Annotated in this window: 15 protein-coding genes and 1 pseudogene; 4 read left to right on the top strand and 12 right to left on the bottom strand. The window is 58.6% G+C overall.

The annotated features are described in order from the left end of the window. The 3 genes from NKH99_RS31970 to NKH99_RS31960 form a co-directional block, all read right to left on the bottom strand. On the bottom strand, nt 1–1,081 hold a 1,081-nt coding region (locus tag NKH99_RS31970), incomplete at its 3' end, for a DUF932 domain-containing protein (protein WP_353017836.1). 131 nt (nt 1,082–1,212) lie between these two features. Continuing rightward, the gene (locus NKH99_RS31965; RefSeq protein ID WP_031195148.1) at nt 1,213–1,485 is read right to left on the bottom strand and encodes a CoA-binding protein; all 273 of its coding nucleotides are present in this window, start codon (nt 1,483–1,485) and stop codon (nt 1,213–1,215) included. A 777-nt stretch (nt 1,486–2,262) separates the two neighbouring features. Then, entirely contained in the window at nt 2,263–3,186 is a 924-nt protein-coding gene (locus tag NKH99_RS31960) for a LysR family transcriptional regulator (RefSeq protein ID WP_353017834.1), read from the bottom strand. A gap of 94 nt (nt 3,187–3,280) precedes the next feature. Here NKH99_RS31960 and NKH99_RS31955 point away from each other — a divergent pair, with 94 nt between their 5' ends. Further along, entirely contained in the window at nt 3,281–4,192 is a 912-nt protein-coding gene (locus tag NKH99_RS31955; RefSeq protein ID WP_353017832.1) for a DMT family transporter, read from the top strand. Between the two features lie 280 nt (nt 4,193–4,472). Here NKH99_RS31955 and NKH99_RS31950 read toward each other — a convergent pair whose 3' ends face one another. The 9 genes and pseudogenes from NKH99_RS31950 to NKH99_RS31910 form a co-directional block, all read right to left on the bottom strand. After that, nucleotides 4,473–4,826, bottom strand: coding sequence for a hypothetical protein (locus tag NKH99_RS31950; protein WP_352451770.1), 354 nt, complete (start codon nt 4,824–4,826; stop codon nt 4,473–4,475). After that, nucleotides 4,819–5,022 (bottom strand): annotated as a pseudogene (locus tag NKH99_RS31945) (Sua5/YciO/YrdC/YwlC family protein); the annotation flags it as partial. The gene NKH99_RS31950 and the pseudogene NKH99_RS31945, both read right to left, overlap by 8 nt. 22 nt (nt 5,023–5,044) lie before the next feature. Next, complete coding sequence (locus tag NKH99_RS31940; RefSeq protein WP_023722460.1) at nt 5,045–5,395, bottom strand: recombinase family protein; 351 nt, start codon at nt 5,393–5,395, stop codon at nt 5,045–5,047. A 260-nt stretch (nt 5,396–5,655) separates the two neighbouring features. Beyond that, on the bottom strand, nt 5,656–6,363 hold the full coding sequence (locus NKH99_RS31935) for a DUF1906 domain-containing protein (RefSeq protein ID WP_353017830.1): 708 nt from the start codon (nt 6,361–6,363) through the stop codon (nt 5,656–5,658). 176 nt (nt 6,364–6,539) lie between these two features. Continuing rightward, nucleotides 6,540–7,139 (bottom strand): glutamate acetyltransferase, encoded by a 600-nt coding sequence (locus NKH99_RS31930; RefSeq protein ID WP_353017828.1) that lies wholly within the window; start codon nt 7,137–7,139, stop codon nt 6,540–6,542. 175 nt (nt 7,140–7,314) lie between these two features. After that, nucleotides 7,315–8,190, bottom strand: a complete 876-nt coding sequence (locus NKH99_RS31925) for an Evf family palmitoylated virulence factor (protein ID WP_353017826.1) — start codon at nt 8,188–8,190, stop codon at nt 7,315–7,317. A 138-nt stretch (nt 8,191–8,328) separates the two neighbouring features. Then, nucleotides 8,329–9,024 (bottom strand): helix-turn-helix domain-containing protein, encoded by a 696-nt coding sequence (locus NKH99_RS31920; RefSeq protein ID WP_352451774.1) that lies wholly within the window; start codon nt 9,022–9,024, stop codon nt 8,329–8,331. Between the two features lie 290 nt (nt 9,025–9,314). Then, nucleotides 9,315–10,247 carry a LysR family transcriptional regulator gene (locus NKH99_RS31915; protein ID WP_352468594.1) on the bottom strand — a complete coding sequence of 311 codons (933 nt, stop codon included), beginning with the start codon at nt 10,245–10,247 and terminating at the stop codon, nt 9,315–9,317. A gap of 235 nt (nt 10,248–10,482) precedes the next feature. Further along, nucleotides 10,483–11,862 (bottom strand): alpha,alpha-trehalose-phosphate synthase (UDP-forming), encoded by a 1,380-nt coding sequence (locus NKH99_RS31910; RefSeq protein ID WP_352496682.1) that lies wholly within the window; start codon nt 11,860–11,862, stop codon nt 10,483–10,485. Nucleotides 11,863–12,434: 572 nt separating this feature from the next. Here NKH99_RS31910 and NKH99_RS31905 point away from each other — a divergent pair. The 3 genes from NKH99_RS31905 (at nt 12,435) to NKH99_RS31895 (ending at nt 14,661) form a co-directional block, all read left to right on the top strand. Then, a complete protein-coding gene (locus tag NKH99_RS31905; RefSeq protein WP_353017824.1) occupies nt 12,435–13,154 on the top strand; it encodes a winged helix-turn-helix domain-containing protein in 720 nt (239 codons plus the stop codon). A gap of 176 nt (nt 13,155–13,330) precedes the next feature. Then, nucleotides 13,331–13,555, top strand: a complete 225-nt coding sequence (locus NKH99_RS31900; protein ID WP_353017822.1) for a hypothetical protein — start codon at nt 13,331–13,333, stop codon at nt 13,553–13,555. A gap of 755 nt (nt 13,556–14,310) precedes the next feature. Beyond that, nucleotides 14,311–14,661 (top strand): hypothetical protein, encoded by a 351-nt coding sequence (locus NKH99_RS31895; protein WP_023722451.1) that lies wholly within the window; start codon nt 14,311–14,313, stop codon nt 14,659–14,661. Nucleotides 14,662–15,011 lie beyond the last annotated feature (350 nt).

The raw sequence follows: 15,011 nt of genomic DNA, 5'->3' as shown, positions 1-15,011 counted from the left end.
CGGGCGGGTGCCCTTCCTCCGAAAGCACGGCATCGATGATCTTCGTCGTCTCCGCCTTGGAGAAGCCGCGCTTGCGCAGGAAGCTCTGGCGATCTTCGTCGTCCCGAGCGACGACACGCTCCCGCGAAGCCTTGATGCCATTGACGAACGGCATGGGGGAAGACTCCGCGAACTGGATCAGCGCTGGCTCGGCTTCCAGGGCAAAACGCGAGGCGGCATATTTGGAATGCCGGATAATGATTTCCTGGAAATCCTGCACGCCCCAGAGGCAACGATTCTGGCACACTGCACGTAGATAGAAGCTGGCGATTCCAAGCGTGCGGGCGCCGACCTCCGAGTTCCAGCAATAAAACCCCCTGAAAAAGACGTCGGGCGAGCCATCGGGCAGCTTGCCGGCTTCGATCGGATTCAGGTCGTCGACGAGGAAGACAAAGACATCACGGTCGGACGCATAGAGCGTCGTCGTGGCATTGGAAATGTCGACATTCGGATTGTAGATTCCCGTTGACCAGTCGAGCACGCCAGGAATCTTCCAGCGGGTGTCGCCGGTACCGTTGCCGGCGATTTTTTGGACGGCCGCGATCAGCTCTTCATCGAAAATCCTGCCATAGTCCGGACCTGTAACCGCTCGCAGCTCGAGGCGTCCGTTCTCGATTTCCAGCGTCTTCACCTGCTCGGCGCGGCGGTTGAGGAGACCGTGCTGAAGGTTGATCGCCGCGAGCGGGGCCGGAAGCTGGCGCAGATAGGTGGCCGGTGCACCTACCAGGCTGGCGAGTTGGCCAAAACTCCAATGCGTGGGGGCAACTGGGGCAGGCGCATCGGGCAGCATTAACCTCAGGCGCTCCGGATCGTCGCGGCTGGCCTCGACGCGGATCAGCTCACTCTCGACGATGCGGGTCTTGCTGCGCTCCGACCGGGCCTTCACCGAATTCCGAAGGTCGGTGAGCGACAGGTATCGCTCGTCCGCCGGCCGGTTGAACCATTCTGACGACACGCGGCTGATGCGCTGACCGCGGCTGACGTCGACCTTGTAACCGGCACGCTCGTTACGGGTGGGCGTGTGAATTTCCATCTGTGTCATGGTTGGAGCTCCTCGGCGGGCGCCGGGAGACTCTCTCCCGGACCTTCACCCGCCACCGCAGCCCACCCACGCTCTTCCTCTGTCGGCATCCGCGCGCCACCAGAAGCGTCGGCATTGCCGAAGCGGCCGCGTTAGGGGCCGACACCAAGCACCGCCAGATCCGGCGCCTCGTCAACGTCCGCGAAGGCGGCGAAGCATGGCCTCCCCAGGATTTCGGTCTGACGCGGATCGATGAACTGGATGCGCCCCGAATATCCGGCGCTGACGACGGACTGGGCCAGCCGCAAGCCGAATGAGCCTTCCCTGCCGGACACCCCGGCAACCACCATGGAGCGGGTGTCCAGCATCGGTGCCAGACGGTGCTGTCCAAGTAGACCCGCGCGCGTTGTGGTTACCGCGTCCATGGCTACTTCCCCTTGAACTCGGAATTGCGCTTTTCCGAAAAGGCGACGGCACCTTCGTTGAAGTCATCGGAGCGGAGCATGCGCTCGTAGTGCTGTAAGCCGCTTTTGCCCACCCATGCCTTGTGGCTTGCCTCATGCGCCGCCTCGACCGAGAGGTGTGCGGTGGCCCGAATGAATTGAAGGTCCGGTCATGATCGTTACCATGGACCGTCACGACGGATGCCATCGATACGGCCGTCAGCACGATGGTGACACGGATGTCCTGAGGCACGGCACTCCCTTTCTCCCGCGGCCGGAGGCTGGCGCTTCATTAAACGAGCTCATTCTGGCGGCTTGACCGCCGCACCGGGTTTTGTTGTGATTACCCCACTGTAAGGGCAACCCAAAGGAAGCATGCCAGGGTTGATGACAAGACGTGGTTCGACTGGAAGCAATGGTTCCAGCACTTCGGGGTAAACGTGTCGGAAGGGGCTGCCGGGTCCTGTGTTCGACAACCACCTCATGATGAGGCAGGCTGCCTTGGCTGGCAGCGGAATAGCGTTGGGTTGGATTGGCACGGCGAGCGAACAGGTACGCCGCGGCCAACCGGTTGAGCTCCTGCCTGGGGAAGATCAACGCCCCGGTAACGTCTATCTTGTTTCGCTCAAAGAAACGCCGTGGAACAAAGCTGCCGCGCTTTTTGCAAACTGGCTCATGTCCATGCCTGGTCCGGCTTTCGATCCAGTTAGACATTCCACGACACGGAACAATACGACCGTAGGACTTGAGAAGTTCTAGTTATCGCCCAACGGAAAACGCTGAAAAGTCGAAGGTATTCACATAATCGCGGAATGCGGCCTGCGCCTTGGACTGGTTCTTCAGGTTGGGAAAGATCAGCATCATTTCATAGGGTGGAATTTCCCAGCCCGGGAGCAACTCCACAAGGCGGCCGACCGCCACGGACGGCTGGCACACGTAAGCGGGAAGGAGTGCGACCCCGCCGCCCGCGATGCAGGATTGCAGCAGGAACCCCATAGAATCCGAGGTCGCAGCCGGCGGAGGCCGCAGGACGATCGGTGTGTCGTCTGACGAGAACACCCATTCGGGCTGCGCATCATGCACCAGGCAGCGGCGATCTAGAAGATCGGTCGGTTCCTGAAGAGGACTGCCAGCCGCCAGATAGGCTGGAGCGGCGACGAGAACCCGTTTAATCGAGGAGACACGCCGCACGATCAGGTCCTGACCTGTGGTCGTGCCAACGCGAGAAGCGAAATCAACCCGCTCGCGGATGACGTCGAGATGCCGGTTTGTGGCGATCAGTTCGACGGCGATGCGGGGAAACTGCGTGGTAAATCCGTGCAGGAAGGTCGGCATGAAATAGGTGGCAGTTACCTCTGGGCAGGTGATCTTCAGCGTCCCGACAGGCTGTTCCTTGAGATTGGTCAACGCCATGTCCGCGGCCGAGACCTCAGCGCGAACGCGGCGGCAGTATTCGAGATAGACCTGGCCGCTGCCGGTGAGGCTTACGTGCCGGGTGGAGCGATTGAGAAGCCGCAGCCCCAGACGTGCTTCAAGCTGGGCGATGCGCTGGCTGACAGTGGATTTGGGCATCCCGATCCGCCCCCCGGCGCGAGTAAAACTGCCCGTTTCGGCGACTTCGGCCAGAAGGATCATGTCCCACGCTGTACAAAGCGACGCATCCTCTCTCGTGTCGTTGCTCATTGTACAATAACACGGACAAAATTTCCGTATGATCGGAATTGTTGGAACGTTCTTGGCTCGGTAGCCTCGGCACCCGAAGCAGGGAACGCGAAAAATGTCGATCAGTCAGACGGCCCCCAAGGCGGACAGGGTGGGCATCGCCATTGCGGCGATGGTTTTCACGGACCTGACGCTTTCCATCGCGGATGCGATCATCAAGGTCACGATCTCGGACATGCCGCTGTCGCAGTTCATTTTCCTGCGGTCCTGCGTCACGCTGCCCTTGTTGATCTCGATCCTGAAATGGCGCTTTCCGCAGGTGTCGTTGCGCCCAGCCTATCCTGGCTGGGCCATCGTGCGAAGCAGCCTGCTTCTGTCGAGCCTGCTGATCTATTACGCTTCGCTACCGCGCCTCGATTTCTCGATGGCGGCGGCGGTCTATTACACGATCCCGCTGTTCATTACCCTTTTTGCGGCCTTCTGGATCAGGGAACCTGTCGGGGTGCAAGGTTGGGTCGGAGTCGCCCTCGGCTTCATCGGTGTGCTGCTCATGCAGAAGCCGCAGGTCGGCGACCTTGGCATCCATGCCGTGATGCCGCTGGTTTCTGCAATTCTCTACGCTCTGGCGATGGTGCTGGCGCGCACCAAGAGCCGTGGCGAAAACCCCTTCGTTTTGGCGCTGATCTTCAACCTGATAGCGATCGTTCTCGGGGGCAGCGCTAGCTTGGCGACCGTGATGGCAGGGAGCGAGGGTGGACAAAGCCTGTTCATGGGCGCGTGGATTCCAATGGGCTGGACCCAATGCGCGCTGATCGGGCTTTTGAGCATGACGATGCTGATCGGCAGCGTCGGCACGGCCATCGCCTACCAGTTGGGACCATCCTCGATCATCTCGACTTGGGACTTTTCATATCTAGCCTTCGCAGTGCTATGGGGCGTCGTGCTGTTCTCGGAACGTCTGGATGCGGCTTCCATGCTCGGTATCATTCTCATCGCACTGGCCGGGATTATCGTCATCCGGCGTTAGCGGCGATATATTGGAGCACCGAGTCCGGATGATGGCTTCGGGCTCTTTGCTACTGTCGCAAAACTGCTTGACCTTCGCACGCTGCAAAAGTCTGCGATTCAATTTTGCCAAACTTGGGAAATTGAGACATTCGGCATCAGGAGATGACAACGATCTCCCTTGAGACAGGTTGAGCGTGACGATTTGGAAAGACCCGTGGGGGAAGACGTTCGGCCCCGCGTACGTTCGACGACTGCGCAGGAAGCGGCCAATGATGTTTAGCACCTGGCCGAAACCCTCATCACCATCGCCGGCAGAGTAACATCAGCTGGGTCGAACGGTAGCCCGGATTCCGGTCGGCCACAATGAGGTCCGGCTTCGTGTCGAACAGGCTTCGATACAGCCCCAACGCCTGCCTCCACGCGTTCTGGTTCTTCAGCTCGTCGAGGTCGCCGAGATGCTGCGACAGCAGCGCGTTGCCGTCGCCCGCCAGGCAGAACGCGGCCTTTAGATCGCCGCCCGCAGCCAGCGCCCTGACCGGGCCATCGAAGCCCGCCGGCAGCGCCAGCGGCTCCGGCGCGAAGCCGCGCGCGCCGCAACACCGAAATGCCGTGCCCGTCGAATCGCACCACGCTGTCGTCGAGCCGGTTGACAATCTCGCAGTCGTGCATCAGCCAGAAGTCGGCGATCCCGGCAAGCTCCTGCCGCGCCTCGTCATTGTCCGTGCATTGCGGCTCGCCCGAGCGATTGCCGGAGGTCATCACCACCGGACCGTCCAGCGCCCGCAGCAAGAGATGATGCAACGGCGTGTAGGGCAGCATGAAACCGAGCCGCTCGTGCTGCGGCGCCACGCCCGCCGCAACGCCGCAGCTGTCACGGCGCTTCACCAGCACGATCGGCGCCGCTCGGTTCCGGCACTGGCCGGCTTGTCGTCGTGTCGATCGCTTCTGTCAGCGAGCGGAAACCGGCGCTGGTGGCTTCGATCCGCTCCATGATCGTGAGAACGTCCTTGAGTGAGCGAGACAGACGGTCGAGCTTCCAGACGACGACAGTGTCGCTCTCCCTCAAATGATCAAGCATCCTGTGCAATTCCGGCCGCTCCCAGCGACCGCCGGAGGCCTCCTCCTTGAGGATACGCTTGCACCCGGCATCGGCGAGCGCCCTGGCCTGCGCCGTGTTCGACTGGTCGTCGCCTCTGCTCACGCGGGCGTAGCCGATCAGCACTCTGGTTCCTTTCGCAAACGGTCGTTTATGGAAGGCCGAGGGTGTCCACGAGAATACAGGTGCGGAGCCTTTCATAATCCTCTTTCCATTATGGCGCCGTAAGGCAAGCGGTTTGTGAAGGGATGAACGATGCCGGGATATCGATGACGAAGACGCAGCGGGAGAAGCTTCCGGTGCAGCGTGACAAGGCGTGGGCGTGCCTTGTACCGTTCGGGAGGAATCGACCATGCGAAAGCTCTTGCCCGGCCGGGAGCGAAGATTTAGCGCTCCTCGCGCAGCAACTTTGAACAACGCAGACGTTCCTTCGCGTCGCGAGACGGGAGAGTACCTGCCGGCCCAAATTGACCAAAGTTTTCAAGGGCCGGATTGACGACATTTCCATCGTATCCGAAGCCCCCGATCTCGGAACGCTTTTCCATAAACTTTTGGAAAAGCGACCAATCCCCCTGCTTGAGCGCTTGTCTCGTTCCGGACCATCCCAACGAGCCAGAGAGCCATATATGGTCCACCAGCCCCTGGCGCTTCACGTGGTGTCCGACCGTGCCCGATCCGTAAACGCCAACGAGATAACGGCCAGCCAACGCATTCCGCACACTCCTGAAGTAGGGTGCTATTCGTGCAAGATGCTGTGGTGTGTGGTAGTCCCAATCGACTGCAAAATAGATTCCGGAGCCTTCGGGCTGTCCCAACGCGGCGGCCAGATCAAGCGCACGACCGGAGTCTCGCTCTCCAGCCGCACCATGCAAGTCTCTGATATTGCCGCCCGCGCCACCCCGCTGCTCGAAGGCCACAGCTACCGATATTCCAGCACCATGAAGGGCGGCGAGTTCCTCCCCTGTCAGACATTTTGAGGGAAATGGTGTACTATTCCGATGGTTGTAGTACCGGATTACTGTATTGACGCCAGATTCTGCCAAGCACACAGCAAAATCGCCGACGTTCTGCGGGACGTCGATAATATCGTGCATAGTCCGTCTCCCCGAAGGCCGAAATTGTATGGAAAATGCGCAGTTTATACGGTCACCTCGCCCTCCCACGCTATTTCTTCGCGCAGCCTTTTGATGTCATTTCCCGCAGCCACCAACGCGGCGCAGACGCAATCAGCTATTCCTCTGTTTGCCCTTGGGTCTATTGCAGAATGTCGCTACGTCTCTGACTGTGGGGACCGCCGGCTGGAGAACAAGCGCAGGTAGTACGGTGAGTCGCTCGGCGAGCTGAAACGGCCGAAAACCTGCGCGATAATGGATTGCGTTTGCTCGTTTGACAGGTTCAGCGATGCGGAGAGCAATATCGAGGTGACGGCGAGACTGTCAGCGCTTCCAACTTCGACCACGGCAAGGCAGGTTAAAGATAGACGGACTTCCGCGGAGTCGGATTGATCTAGGACGAGGCAATTGAACGCCGTCGGTTCGCCTTGTTTGCTCAGATAGCTACGGATTGCCTTTGCCAGACCGACGCCAGCTTCATTGCCGTCGGCGGCATTCGCGCAAATTGACGCAAAGGCACTGGGCAATTCCGCCACGTCCATCGTGCGGTTTAGCGTTCTTGAAGTCGTGGCGGTTTCCACCTGGTTCGGTACCATTTGCGCGGCATTCTGCCATGCTCGAGAATCCAGAGTCCGGGTTTGGTCTTCGAATAGTTTCTGGACCATGGCAGAGCAAATCCTCTCCGCCTCGAGCGGTTGGCTGCTCTGCGGGCCGATCACCAGGAAAAGGCCCGCAGCTGTTTTTGCGAATGGGTTCATGTCTGCTTCCCTATGGAAGCGGGACCGGAGTTCGCCGGCACCGGGGGCGCGACAGAGCATCGGTAGTTCGCAAGGGCTTACCGGACCGCTCTATCGCATCCATGATGCGGGCGACGTTCGTCCAAATCCACGCTATTGGTTGGGTGCGCTGCTTTCGCGATCAAAGGCCTGACGATCAGACCTGCGGCTTGATGTCTTGTTGCGGCGTCGAGCCACCGTTGAAAAAGTTCTTGGCTTTCTTGAACTGGTCGGTGGAGTTCTTATTCACAAGCTCCTGGAAGTTTTCGTGATCGGGGCCGCCTTTGCGGATCCGACGGGTCTGAACGAGATTGGTGACCTCGGCATAGTCCATGTCGACGCGGACGTAGTGGGTCGACGAACAAGAGGATTTCAGCTCGAGGAAGTGCTCTTTGAACTCGATCTGCCGCAGAACGATTGCTCCGTAGTCGTAATATCCGCCTGCCCCATTATCGAGAAGGTAGCTCTGGTAGGTGCATGTCAGCGCCTTGTATCGCTGCGCCTTGCCGTTTGCACTGAAGGTGAGATTCCCCATTTCTGTAAGGAAGGACTGGAAATCCAGCAGCAACGATGCCCCGTCGGTAATGATCGCCTTGGCAATCAGCGAGAGGAAAGTAGCTGAGACCGACGTCCCGGCCACCTTTTTTGAAAAACTCTTCAGTTTTTGCCTGCCCATAGAGAGATCTGGAATGTTGCCAACAACATCGGTCCATGTGTTGATATCAAGCTTCTGTGCATCGATGTTCGCATAATGGGTATGCATGTAGTCGTTAATAATTCCTCCTATTGCCAGTAGATTGTCCTGATTCTCATTGAGGGTGCCGCTGTACGTCGGATCTTCGGTTTTTTGGCCGATGAGGTGAAACTGCACTGTCCCTTGAGCGTTGGCGATCGTGTCGTCACTGGGGGGCGCAGCATCTAACTGGGCCAAAACAAGGGGCTTGGCGTAGAAAAATGCGGACGCCGCCTCATAGTGTTCTTTGGAATAGCGCTGTTCATGCTGTTGAACATTCACTGAAAATGCGTTCGACATGCTTTATCCTCCTGCTGTGAGACATGAGCGTTGGTCGAGAGCTTAAGGTGCCCAAAGCGCGGAAACGCCTCGGAGATGAGATGATCTTTGCGTGCCCGCGTCGCCTTATACCAATTCGCTCCGGCCCCCACCTTTGCGTTAGACAGGCTTTTCTCTGCGCCGTATCATTTTGCGATAGCGCAGTGGCGAGAGGCCATGAAACGCCTTGAAGGCTGTGGAGAAGTTGTTGCTGTTCTCGTAGCTGAAGGATTCGGCGACCTTGGCGATGCTTTCATGCCCGTTACGCAACCGGTCAGCAGCCTCCGTCATCCGGTAGCGCCGTAGCCAAGTCATTGGCCCGCAGCCAAACGATGTCTCGAAACGGGTGGTGAGCGTTGTCCTGTTGGTCCCTACCATTCGCGCCAATTCGACGCGGGTGATCTGCTGATCGACCCGCTGCGCCAGCAGACTGCATGAATTCTGAACGATCGGATCGGCTGAGAAGAAAGGCGGGGTAGAACGCTGCGCGAACTGAACGATGCAGGCGGTAAGTCTGCGCAGAACTTCCTGCTCGGTGAGCGGCCACAACAGGTAATCGGAATACCCGTTGGAGAAGACCGCTTGTCGATCCAGGCTCTCTTCCAGAACCAGAGCCAGTTTGACAGGTTCGGGCGAGAGCTTCGCACGCCCGTGCTTGTCGTGAATCGGTTCGCGACAATCGACGATGACGATCTGCGCGGAGCGCCCTGCCCGCAATAAACGGTGATCAAGGATATCGATCTGCCTCAGAGAACTCGCGATTAGTGCCAAGGACTTGCATGCTTCGGGGTCCGAGCCAAGATATGCTGCCAGCATGCAGGCACCTCACAGACACCATGGGAAGCTGGCCTGTGGAGGGCTTGGCGCGGCCGAATGGCGGTCGAAGAGAGGCGGTTTTTGGCCTGTATATAGATGGCTGGGCGTATGATACCTTCTCGTCTGGCCCTGTTGCCTCGCTTCAAATTGTCGAAACCGGCACGGTTTCAATGCGCTGGCACAGCAGAGCCAGCTTCCCCTCCCAACGGGCGAGCAGGGCAATAAACTTTTTCCGTCATATCCTGACGATAGCCCCGGATTCGGATCACGTTTCTTGCCTAGGCGACTCATCAGTCACTTGCCTTCCCAGTTGGGATATTTTGCTCTGTTCCCGCCGCCGCGGCGACGGCGATCTCGTGGCGCAGCCAACGATGCTCCGGGTCGCGATGGGAACGCTCGTGCCAAATCAGCGCGACTTCATAGGGTGTCAATTGCACAGGCGGATCCATAATCGCTAGCGGCAGCAAGGCGGCGATCCTGGTCGCGACGCGGCGTGGTACAATCAACAGCAGATCGGTCGCCGCGATCGCCAACGCGGCCGTCAAGATGTTGGAAACCAACACCGGATCGCGACCCTGGAGATCTAACTTGACCAGTTCGTCATGCACCCGGCCGAAGCCGTCTTTGGAGTCCAAGGCAATGGCTGCGTGGCGCAAGGCCGCGAAGCTCTCGATTGTCCATTCCCGCGCCAGGGCTGGATGGTCGTGGCGCAGCAGGCAGGCAAACCGGTCGGAGTAGAGGCTGCGCCTCAAGTATCCGGGCGGCGAGGCGCTAATCTGCCCTATAGCCAAATCGATCTCGCCTAGCTCAAGCCGCCGCATCGCGCCGGAGAGAAGCGGATCGATGACGACGTCCAGATGAGGCGCGTGCTGGCGCAGCCGGGGCAGGAGCCGCGGCAGCAGGACCAGTCCTTGATGATCGGGCATCGCCATTATCGCCTTCGATCGCCAATTGGCTTGGGCAAGACTGCCGTTCACTATCCCGCGGATCGCATCCAGCACCGGCGGCAGCATTCGGCTCAAGCGTTGGGCCTGCGGGGTCGGAACCAGGCCCATGGAGCCGCGAACCAAAAGATCGTCGTTGAAAATGCCACGCAGCCTCCTCAACGCTCGGCTCATCGAGGGCTGGCTCAAGCCCACGTGTCGAGCCGCATGCGTGACGTTGCGGTGTTCCAGCAGCGCTTCGAGAGCAAACAGCAAGTTCAGGTCAATCGACGCCAGCATTTGCCGCTGCCGTGTGGCGCGAGGTTCCGCGACAAACGGCTGCGCCCGCTTTTTTGAAGTTTCGCGACTGCAAGCGAGCTCATCCACGGCCTTCTCCTCTTGTCTTAGTAAGCGGTGTGCTCGCGCTAAGCGTCAGCACATTCGGCATCGCTCAGCGAGGCCGAAATGCTGCCTGATTCACTTGGTCGCGGTCAGCCTCATGCTGGCGAAGCTAGGCCCAGGAACGCGGCAAAGCTCAGCGCTGATCCAGGCCTAACAGAAAGTCGTCGCACCAGCGATAGACGTTGTATTCGCGGAGCCGGCCGATCATCGCACGCCAACGATCGATCCGCTCATCTAACTGCATGTCCAGGGCTTCTTCGATGGCCCTCGCCATCGCTTCCGGATCGTAGGGATTGACGAGGATCGCTCCGCCTAGCTCTCTGGCTGCGCCGGCAAAACGCGAGAGCACGAGAACACCTGGATTCTGTGGGTCTTGTGCGGCGACATATTCCTTAGCTACAAGGTTCATGCCGTCGCGGAGCGGCGTGACCAGGCCGACGCGTGCCATGCGGTATAGACCGGCGAGCTCGCTGGGTCCAACGGACCGGTTGATGTAGTGAACGGGCATCCAATCGATCGTTCCGAGTTCGCCATCAACGCGCCCCACCCGCTCGGCGACGTCCTTTTGCATCGCCAGATATGCCGGTATTTCCGTGCGGGATTTCGGTGTGATCTGCAGCAGTTGCGTCTTGCCGATGCGGTGGTCGTTGCTCCGCAGGAAGCGGTCAAACGCGACGATGCGCTTCTCGATGCCCTTCGAATAGTCGAGGCGGTCGACGCCGATCGCGACTTTACAACCGGGAATCCTCTGAGAGGGCTCCTGCAGAGTCTCGCTGCGCGCCGCCTGCTCGGCCAGTCGTTCGAACTCGGCCGTGTCGATGCCGATCGGAAAAACGCCGCAGCGAAACACACGTCCATAGGCTTGGCACACACCGTTTGTGATGGGGTCCGGTAACCCCTGACGGCGCAAGCATTCGGCGAAGTTACTAAGATCGTCATCGGTATGAAAGCCGACGAGGTCATAGCACGAAAGCCCGCGTAGCAAATCATCATAGTGCGGTACGGTGAAGAGGATGTCCGCCGCCGGCCACGGAATGTGCAGGAAGAAGCCGATCTTATTGCCGCAGCCGAGGTTCCGCAGTTCTTTCGCAAGCGGGATCAGGTGATAGTCGTGCACCCATATGACGTCGTCGTCGCTGATGAGCGGCTGCAACAGCTTTGCAAACAGTCGGTTGACGCGCTGATATCCGGACATTCGTGCTTCGGAATACTCGGCGAGGTCGACTCGGCAGTGGAAAACCGGCCAAAGAACCCGGTTGGCAAAGCCGTAGTAATAGTCGTCCAAATCTGTCTGCGAGAGATCGGTAAGCGCATAATTGATCCCGCCGGCCTCCCGGCGTGAGATCGGCCCTGACGGGTCCTCCCCGGCTTTCACCTTCCCCGACCAGCCCATCCATAGGCCGTGCCTTCGCCGGAGCGCAGCGCTCAGCGCAATCGCCATCCCGCCTGGCGGCGGGGAACCATGCTCGTCGGGCAGCGAAACCCTGTTTGAGACTACGACCAGTCTACTCATCTCCACTCTCCTGCTCTCGGACATCCCGCCGTTCATGAAAGCTCCGCCCCCTGAGCGATCTGCACAATAAGACATGCAAGTTCAAAAGAAAGAATAGCATGGATCTAGAAACGGGATTGGAATTACATAAAGGGTTGATCATCATTAGTTTCCTATAGACAGCGGAATTAACATCAAGGCGAGTTGTGCGTCTGATCAATAAATCTCGACGAATCCATACGAATGTCAACTTTTCAGCGATTTAAATTGAAACAAAGCTGAACTGAATTGGAGCCACCGGGAGAGGAATTTGGGTGCAAAAGCGCTCCAGTGATGGTGCCAGAGGACCGGAGTGATACGAATCTCAGCGGGGATAAACCCGGTCTGCCGAACGAGTGGTCGCAGAGGACGGACAATCCATCAAAAACTAGCAGGCTTTGGGGGCACTGTTGCGCAGCAGGAACTCCGCATAGGACCTATTTGTCTGCGCTATTCCGCAATACGCCTGAAGAAGATTGTCCCACCTGCTGAGCGTCACTAATTTGACTGTTACCGCCCCCGGCAGCCCAAGCTGCAGTCAACAGGAAGTGACCATGAAGAACATTCTCATTGTCGGTCAGGACGCGTTGACGAGAGAACCGCTTATGGGCTTCTTGTCTAAGCATGAGTTTAACATCAGAGCGGTCGAAAACCGCCAGCAGGCCGCCAGCAATATGGCTTCTGAAGCGATTGATCTGGCAATTGTCGACCTGAGCTACGGCCGAGAGGACGGTTTGCAGTTCGTTCGAGATTTTGGTGCCAAGAGGGATCTTCCGATCATCATCATCAGCGGTGACTTCGTAGATGAGGCCGACAAGGTGATTGGCCTCGAAACCGGCGCTCGCGACTACATTACTAAGCCCTTCGGGCTTACGGAGTTCCGCGCCCGCGTGCGCGCCGCTATGCGCCAGCGGCCGGAGCGTGACCGAAACACCATCTACCGTTTCGATGACTGGCGAGTTAGCACCAAGCGTCGGAGCTTGCGCCGGGGAACGGATCCTGACGTCAAGCTCACCGCCGGCGAGTTCAACCTCCTGATGGCCTTTCTCAAGAACCCAGGTCGGGTCCTTTCACGTGAGCAGCTTCTGATGGCGACCCGTGTCTATGATCAGGAGGTCTACTACCGCAGCATCGATGTTCTTATCGTCCGCCTTCGCCGTAAGTTGGGGCAGGATAAGGCGCCGCGCCCGCAGTATATCCGCACCGAGCGCGGCGCGGGGTATATTTTCGACAGTGTCGTGAATATTGAGGAACTAAGGACGCGCCGTGGTTGATGGACGGCCAAGATCGCGCGGGAAGCCAACGTGACCCAGCACCACTGCAGGCGCTTCAGAATATCACGAATAGGGTCAGGCTTTGCCTTCATAGGAATGGCCTCCAGCCACCTGGGCACCTCGAACTACCGGCGTTTCGCGGACCGGTAGGGCCGCGCTGATTTCTGCGTGGACTGATGACGGCGATCGCTTCGGAGTTGGTTGTTGAGATTGCCGATTTTGGCATCGCGGTGGCGGTTTGCGCCGCCTTCGTCGTCATGCGGGCGCAGTTCGCCCCTGGTGCCATACGGGCGGGTGAGATTGTAGGCGAGATTGGCCATGCCAATCTTGGTCTGGCCCGCCCGATGCCGATCGTGCCCACGAACAAGAACTCGCGAGCAGCGGCTGTGGCGGCGACGTAACCTTCGGCCTTGCCGATCGCTTTACCAGTCGCCTTCGCCTGTACCATCAGACCGGCATATTCGCGCGAGGCATCCAGGTCGCAAGCCAAGACGCGATTTCAAATAAGGGGCCTCTCGCGGCGCCGACAAGGTTTCGGGATTTTCCGCTCCTCGCAGGTCGGTAGTGACTGTTGCATACGTGCAACTCAAGCGCGAAGAGTTATCTCAAGGGCAACACTATTCTTGAATTCGGCGGTCAGAATGCGAGTAATCAGCCAAACTCGCCCGATCGAGTCTTTCGCTACGGGCCACCAATCAACCTGGGACGCCCCTGTGAGTGCCGATACCATTGCTGGCGCAGTGAGCCGGGAGAGCCTCTCTTTCCCATACCTCCGCATTAAACCCGAGACCACTGTGCCAGCCCAGCGCCCTCCGCCGGCTGGCAGCAAGATGACGGCTGCCAAACGATGGGGCTCCGTGCTCTAAAGATAGAAAATGACGTTTGGCCTACTGCACACCGGGATTTTGCCTGTGATCGCTGCCACAAGCCATCGGTGGTCTTGGTGGTGACGAAACCGCATGCGTATGTTTGCCCGCTGTGTCTAGACGGCGATCCTGCCGAGCAAACTGAGCGTTTTGACTAACATTCTCGGCAAGCTTAGAAGGAGTGGTTCGCTCGATAACAACAAACCCCGAAAATACCTCGCTCATTGTCCGGGCCACGCGCTATCTGATCGTGGAATTTCCTTTCATGAAGAAAACAGCGGCAGTTTTTAATGAGAGATGAAGTAACCGATCTTTTAACTGAGTTGGCCCTTTGGGCGAATGTGGTGATGAAATCGGAAAGGGGCGATAGAATTAAAATTTGCGCCGCCTACGACGCCGGTCTGCAGCTAATCGCTGAGCGTACTACGCCCGGGTCTCCGCCCCGACCGGGCATTGAAGCTTGCATCCTGCAGCATGAGAAACTGAAGGCTGCCGAAGACATCAGCTGCGTAGGTTGGATACTGGCCGCGATCGCCACGCGTGTTGGGGAACGAGATCTTCCGAAATGGGAGGAAGCTCAGAAGGTCATTGGCGCCACGGTTCGGTTGCTTAGTCGCTACCGTCAAACTCGCGTTCATTGAAGCCATGGCCGCGTCGGCGGAATGGCATTACAAAGCTGTCGAGCATTCCCTGTAGCGTTGCACGGACGATGACGCCGGTAATTTACGGCTGTATGAACTGAGTGCCTCCGTCTCCGGCTGCGTCAGAAAACAGGTAAGTCAGTCGTTGTCGGGTTGGAAAAGAGGAAGGTCGCTGGAAAAGCGCGGCCAATCCGCCTTCGCTTGCACCACAGCCTGCCTTTTGCCAGCTCTTCAACCGTAACGTGCTATCAATCTCCTTGCCATGTGTCTTGAACGCCGAACTGTTCACGCCATTGGCGCCGCTTTGTCATCCCGTGCCCCGAAATGAGGCCGTCGTTCGAACGATATGC

It is taken from the genome of Mesorhizobium sp. M0854, from assembly GCF_040319815.1.
GTDB lineage: Bacteria > Pseudomonadota > Alphaproteobacteria > Rhizobiales > Rhizobiaceae > Mesorhizobium.
Note: the sequence above shows the minus strand (reverse complement) of the source record. Positions and strands in the feature narration are given on the sequence as shown.

Coding starts and splice junctions, on each gene's coding strand:
- NKH99_RS31915 (WP_352468594.1), bottom strand. CDS start 10,247: ATGCTGGCGTCGATTGACCTGAACTTGCTGTTTGCTCTCGAAGCGCTG.
- NKH99_RS31900 (WP_353017822.1), top strand. CDS start 13,331: ATGACGGCGATCGCTTCGGAGTTGGTTGTTGAGATTGCCGATTTTGGC.
- NKH99_RS31895 (WP_023722451.1), top strand. CDS start 14,311: ATGAGAGATGAAGTAACCGATCTTTTAACTGAGTTGGCCCTTTGGGCG.
- NKH99_RS31925 (WP_353017826.1), bottom strand. CDS start 8,190: ATGTCGAACGCATTTTCAGTGAATGTTCAACAGCATGAACAGCGCTAT.
- NKH99_RS31910 (WP_352496682.1), bottom strand. CDS start 11,862: ATGAGTAGACTGGTCGTAGTCTCAAACAGGGTTTCGCTGCCCGACGAG.
- NKH99_RS31965 (WP_031195148.1), bottom strand. CDS start 1,485: ATGGACGCGGTAACCACAACGCGCGCGGGTCTACTTGGACAGCACCGT.
- NKH99_RS31960 (WP_353017834.1), bottom strand. CDS start 3,186: ATGAGCAACGACACGAGAGAGGATGCGTCGCTTTGTACAGCGTGGGAC.
- NKH99_RS31955 (WP_353017832.1), top strand. CDS start 3,281: ATGTCGATCAGTCAGACGGCCCCCAAGGCGGACAGGGTGGGCATCGCC.
- NKH99_RS31920 (WP_352451774.1), bottom strand. CDS start 9,024: ATGCTGGCAGCATATCTTGGCTCGGACCCCGAAGCATGCAAGTCCTTG.
- NKH99_RS31935 (WP_353017830.1), bottom strand. CDS start 6,363: ATGCACGATATTATCGACGTCCCGCAGAACGTCGGCGATTTTGCTGTG.
- NKH99_RS31905 (WP_353017824.1), top strand. CDS start 12,435: ATGAAGAACATTCTCATTGTCGGTCAGGACGCGTTGACGAGAGAACCG.
- NKH99_RS31930 (WP_353017828.1), bottom strand. CDS start 7,139: ATGAACCCATTCGCAAAAACAGCTGCGGGCCTTTTCCTGGTGATCGGC.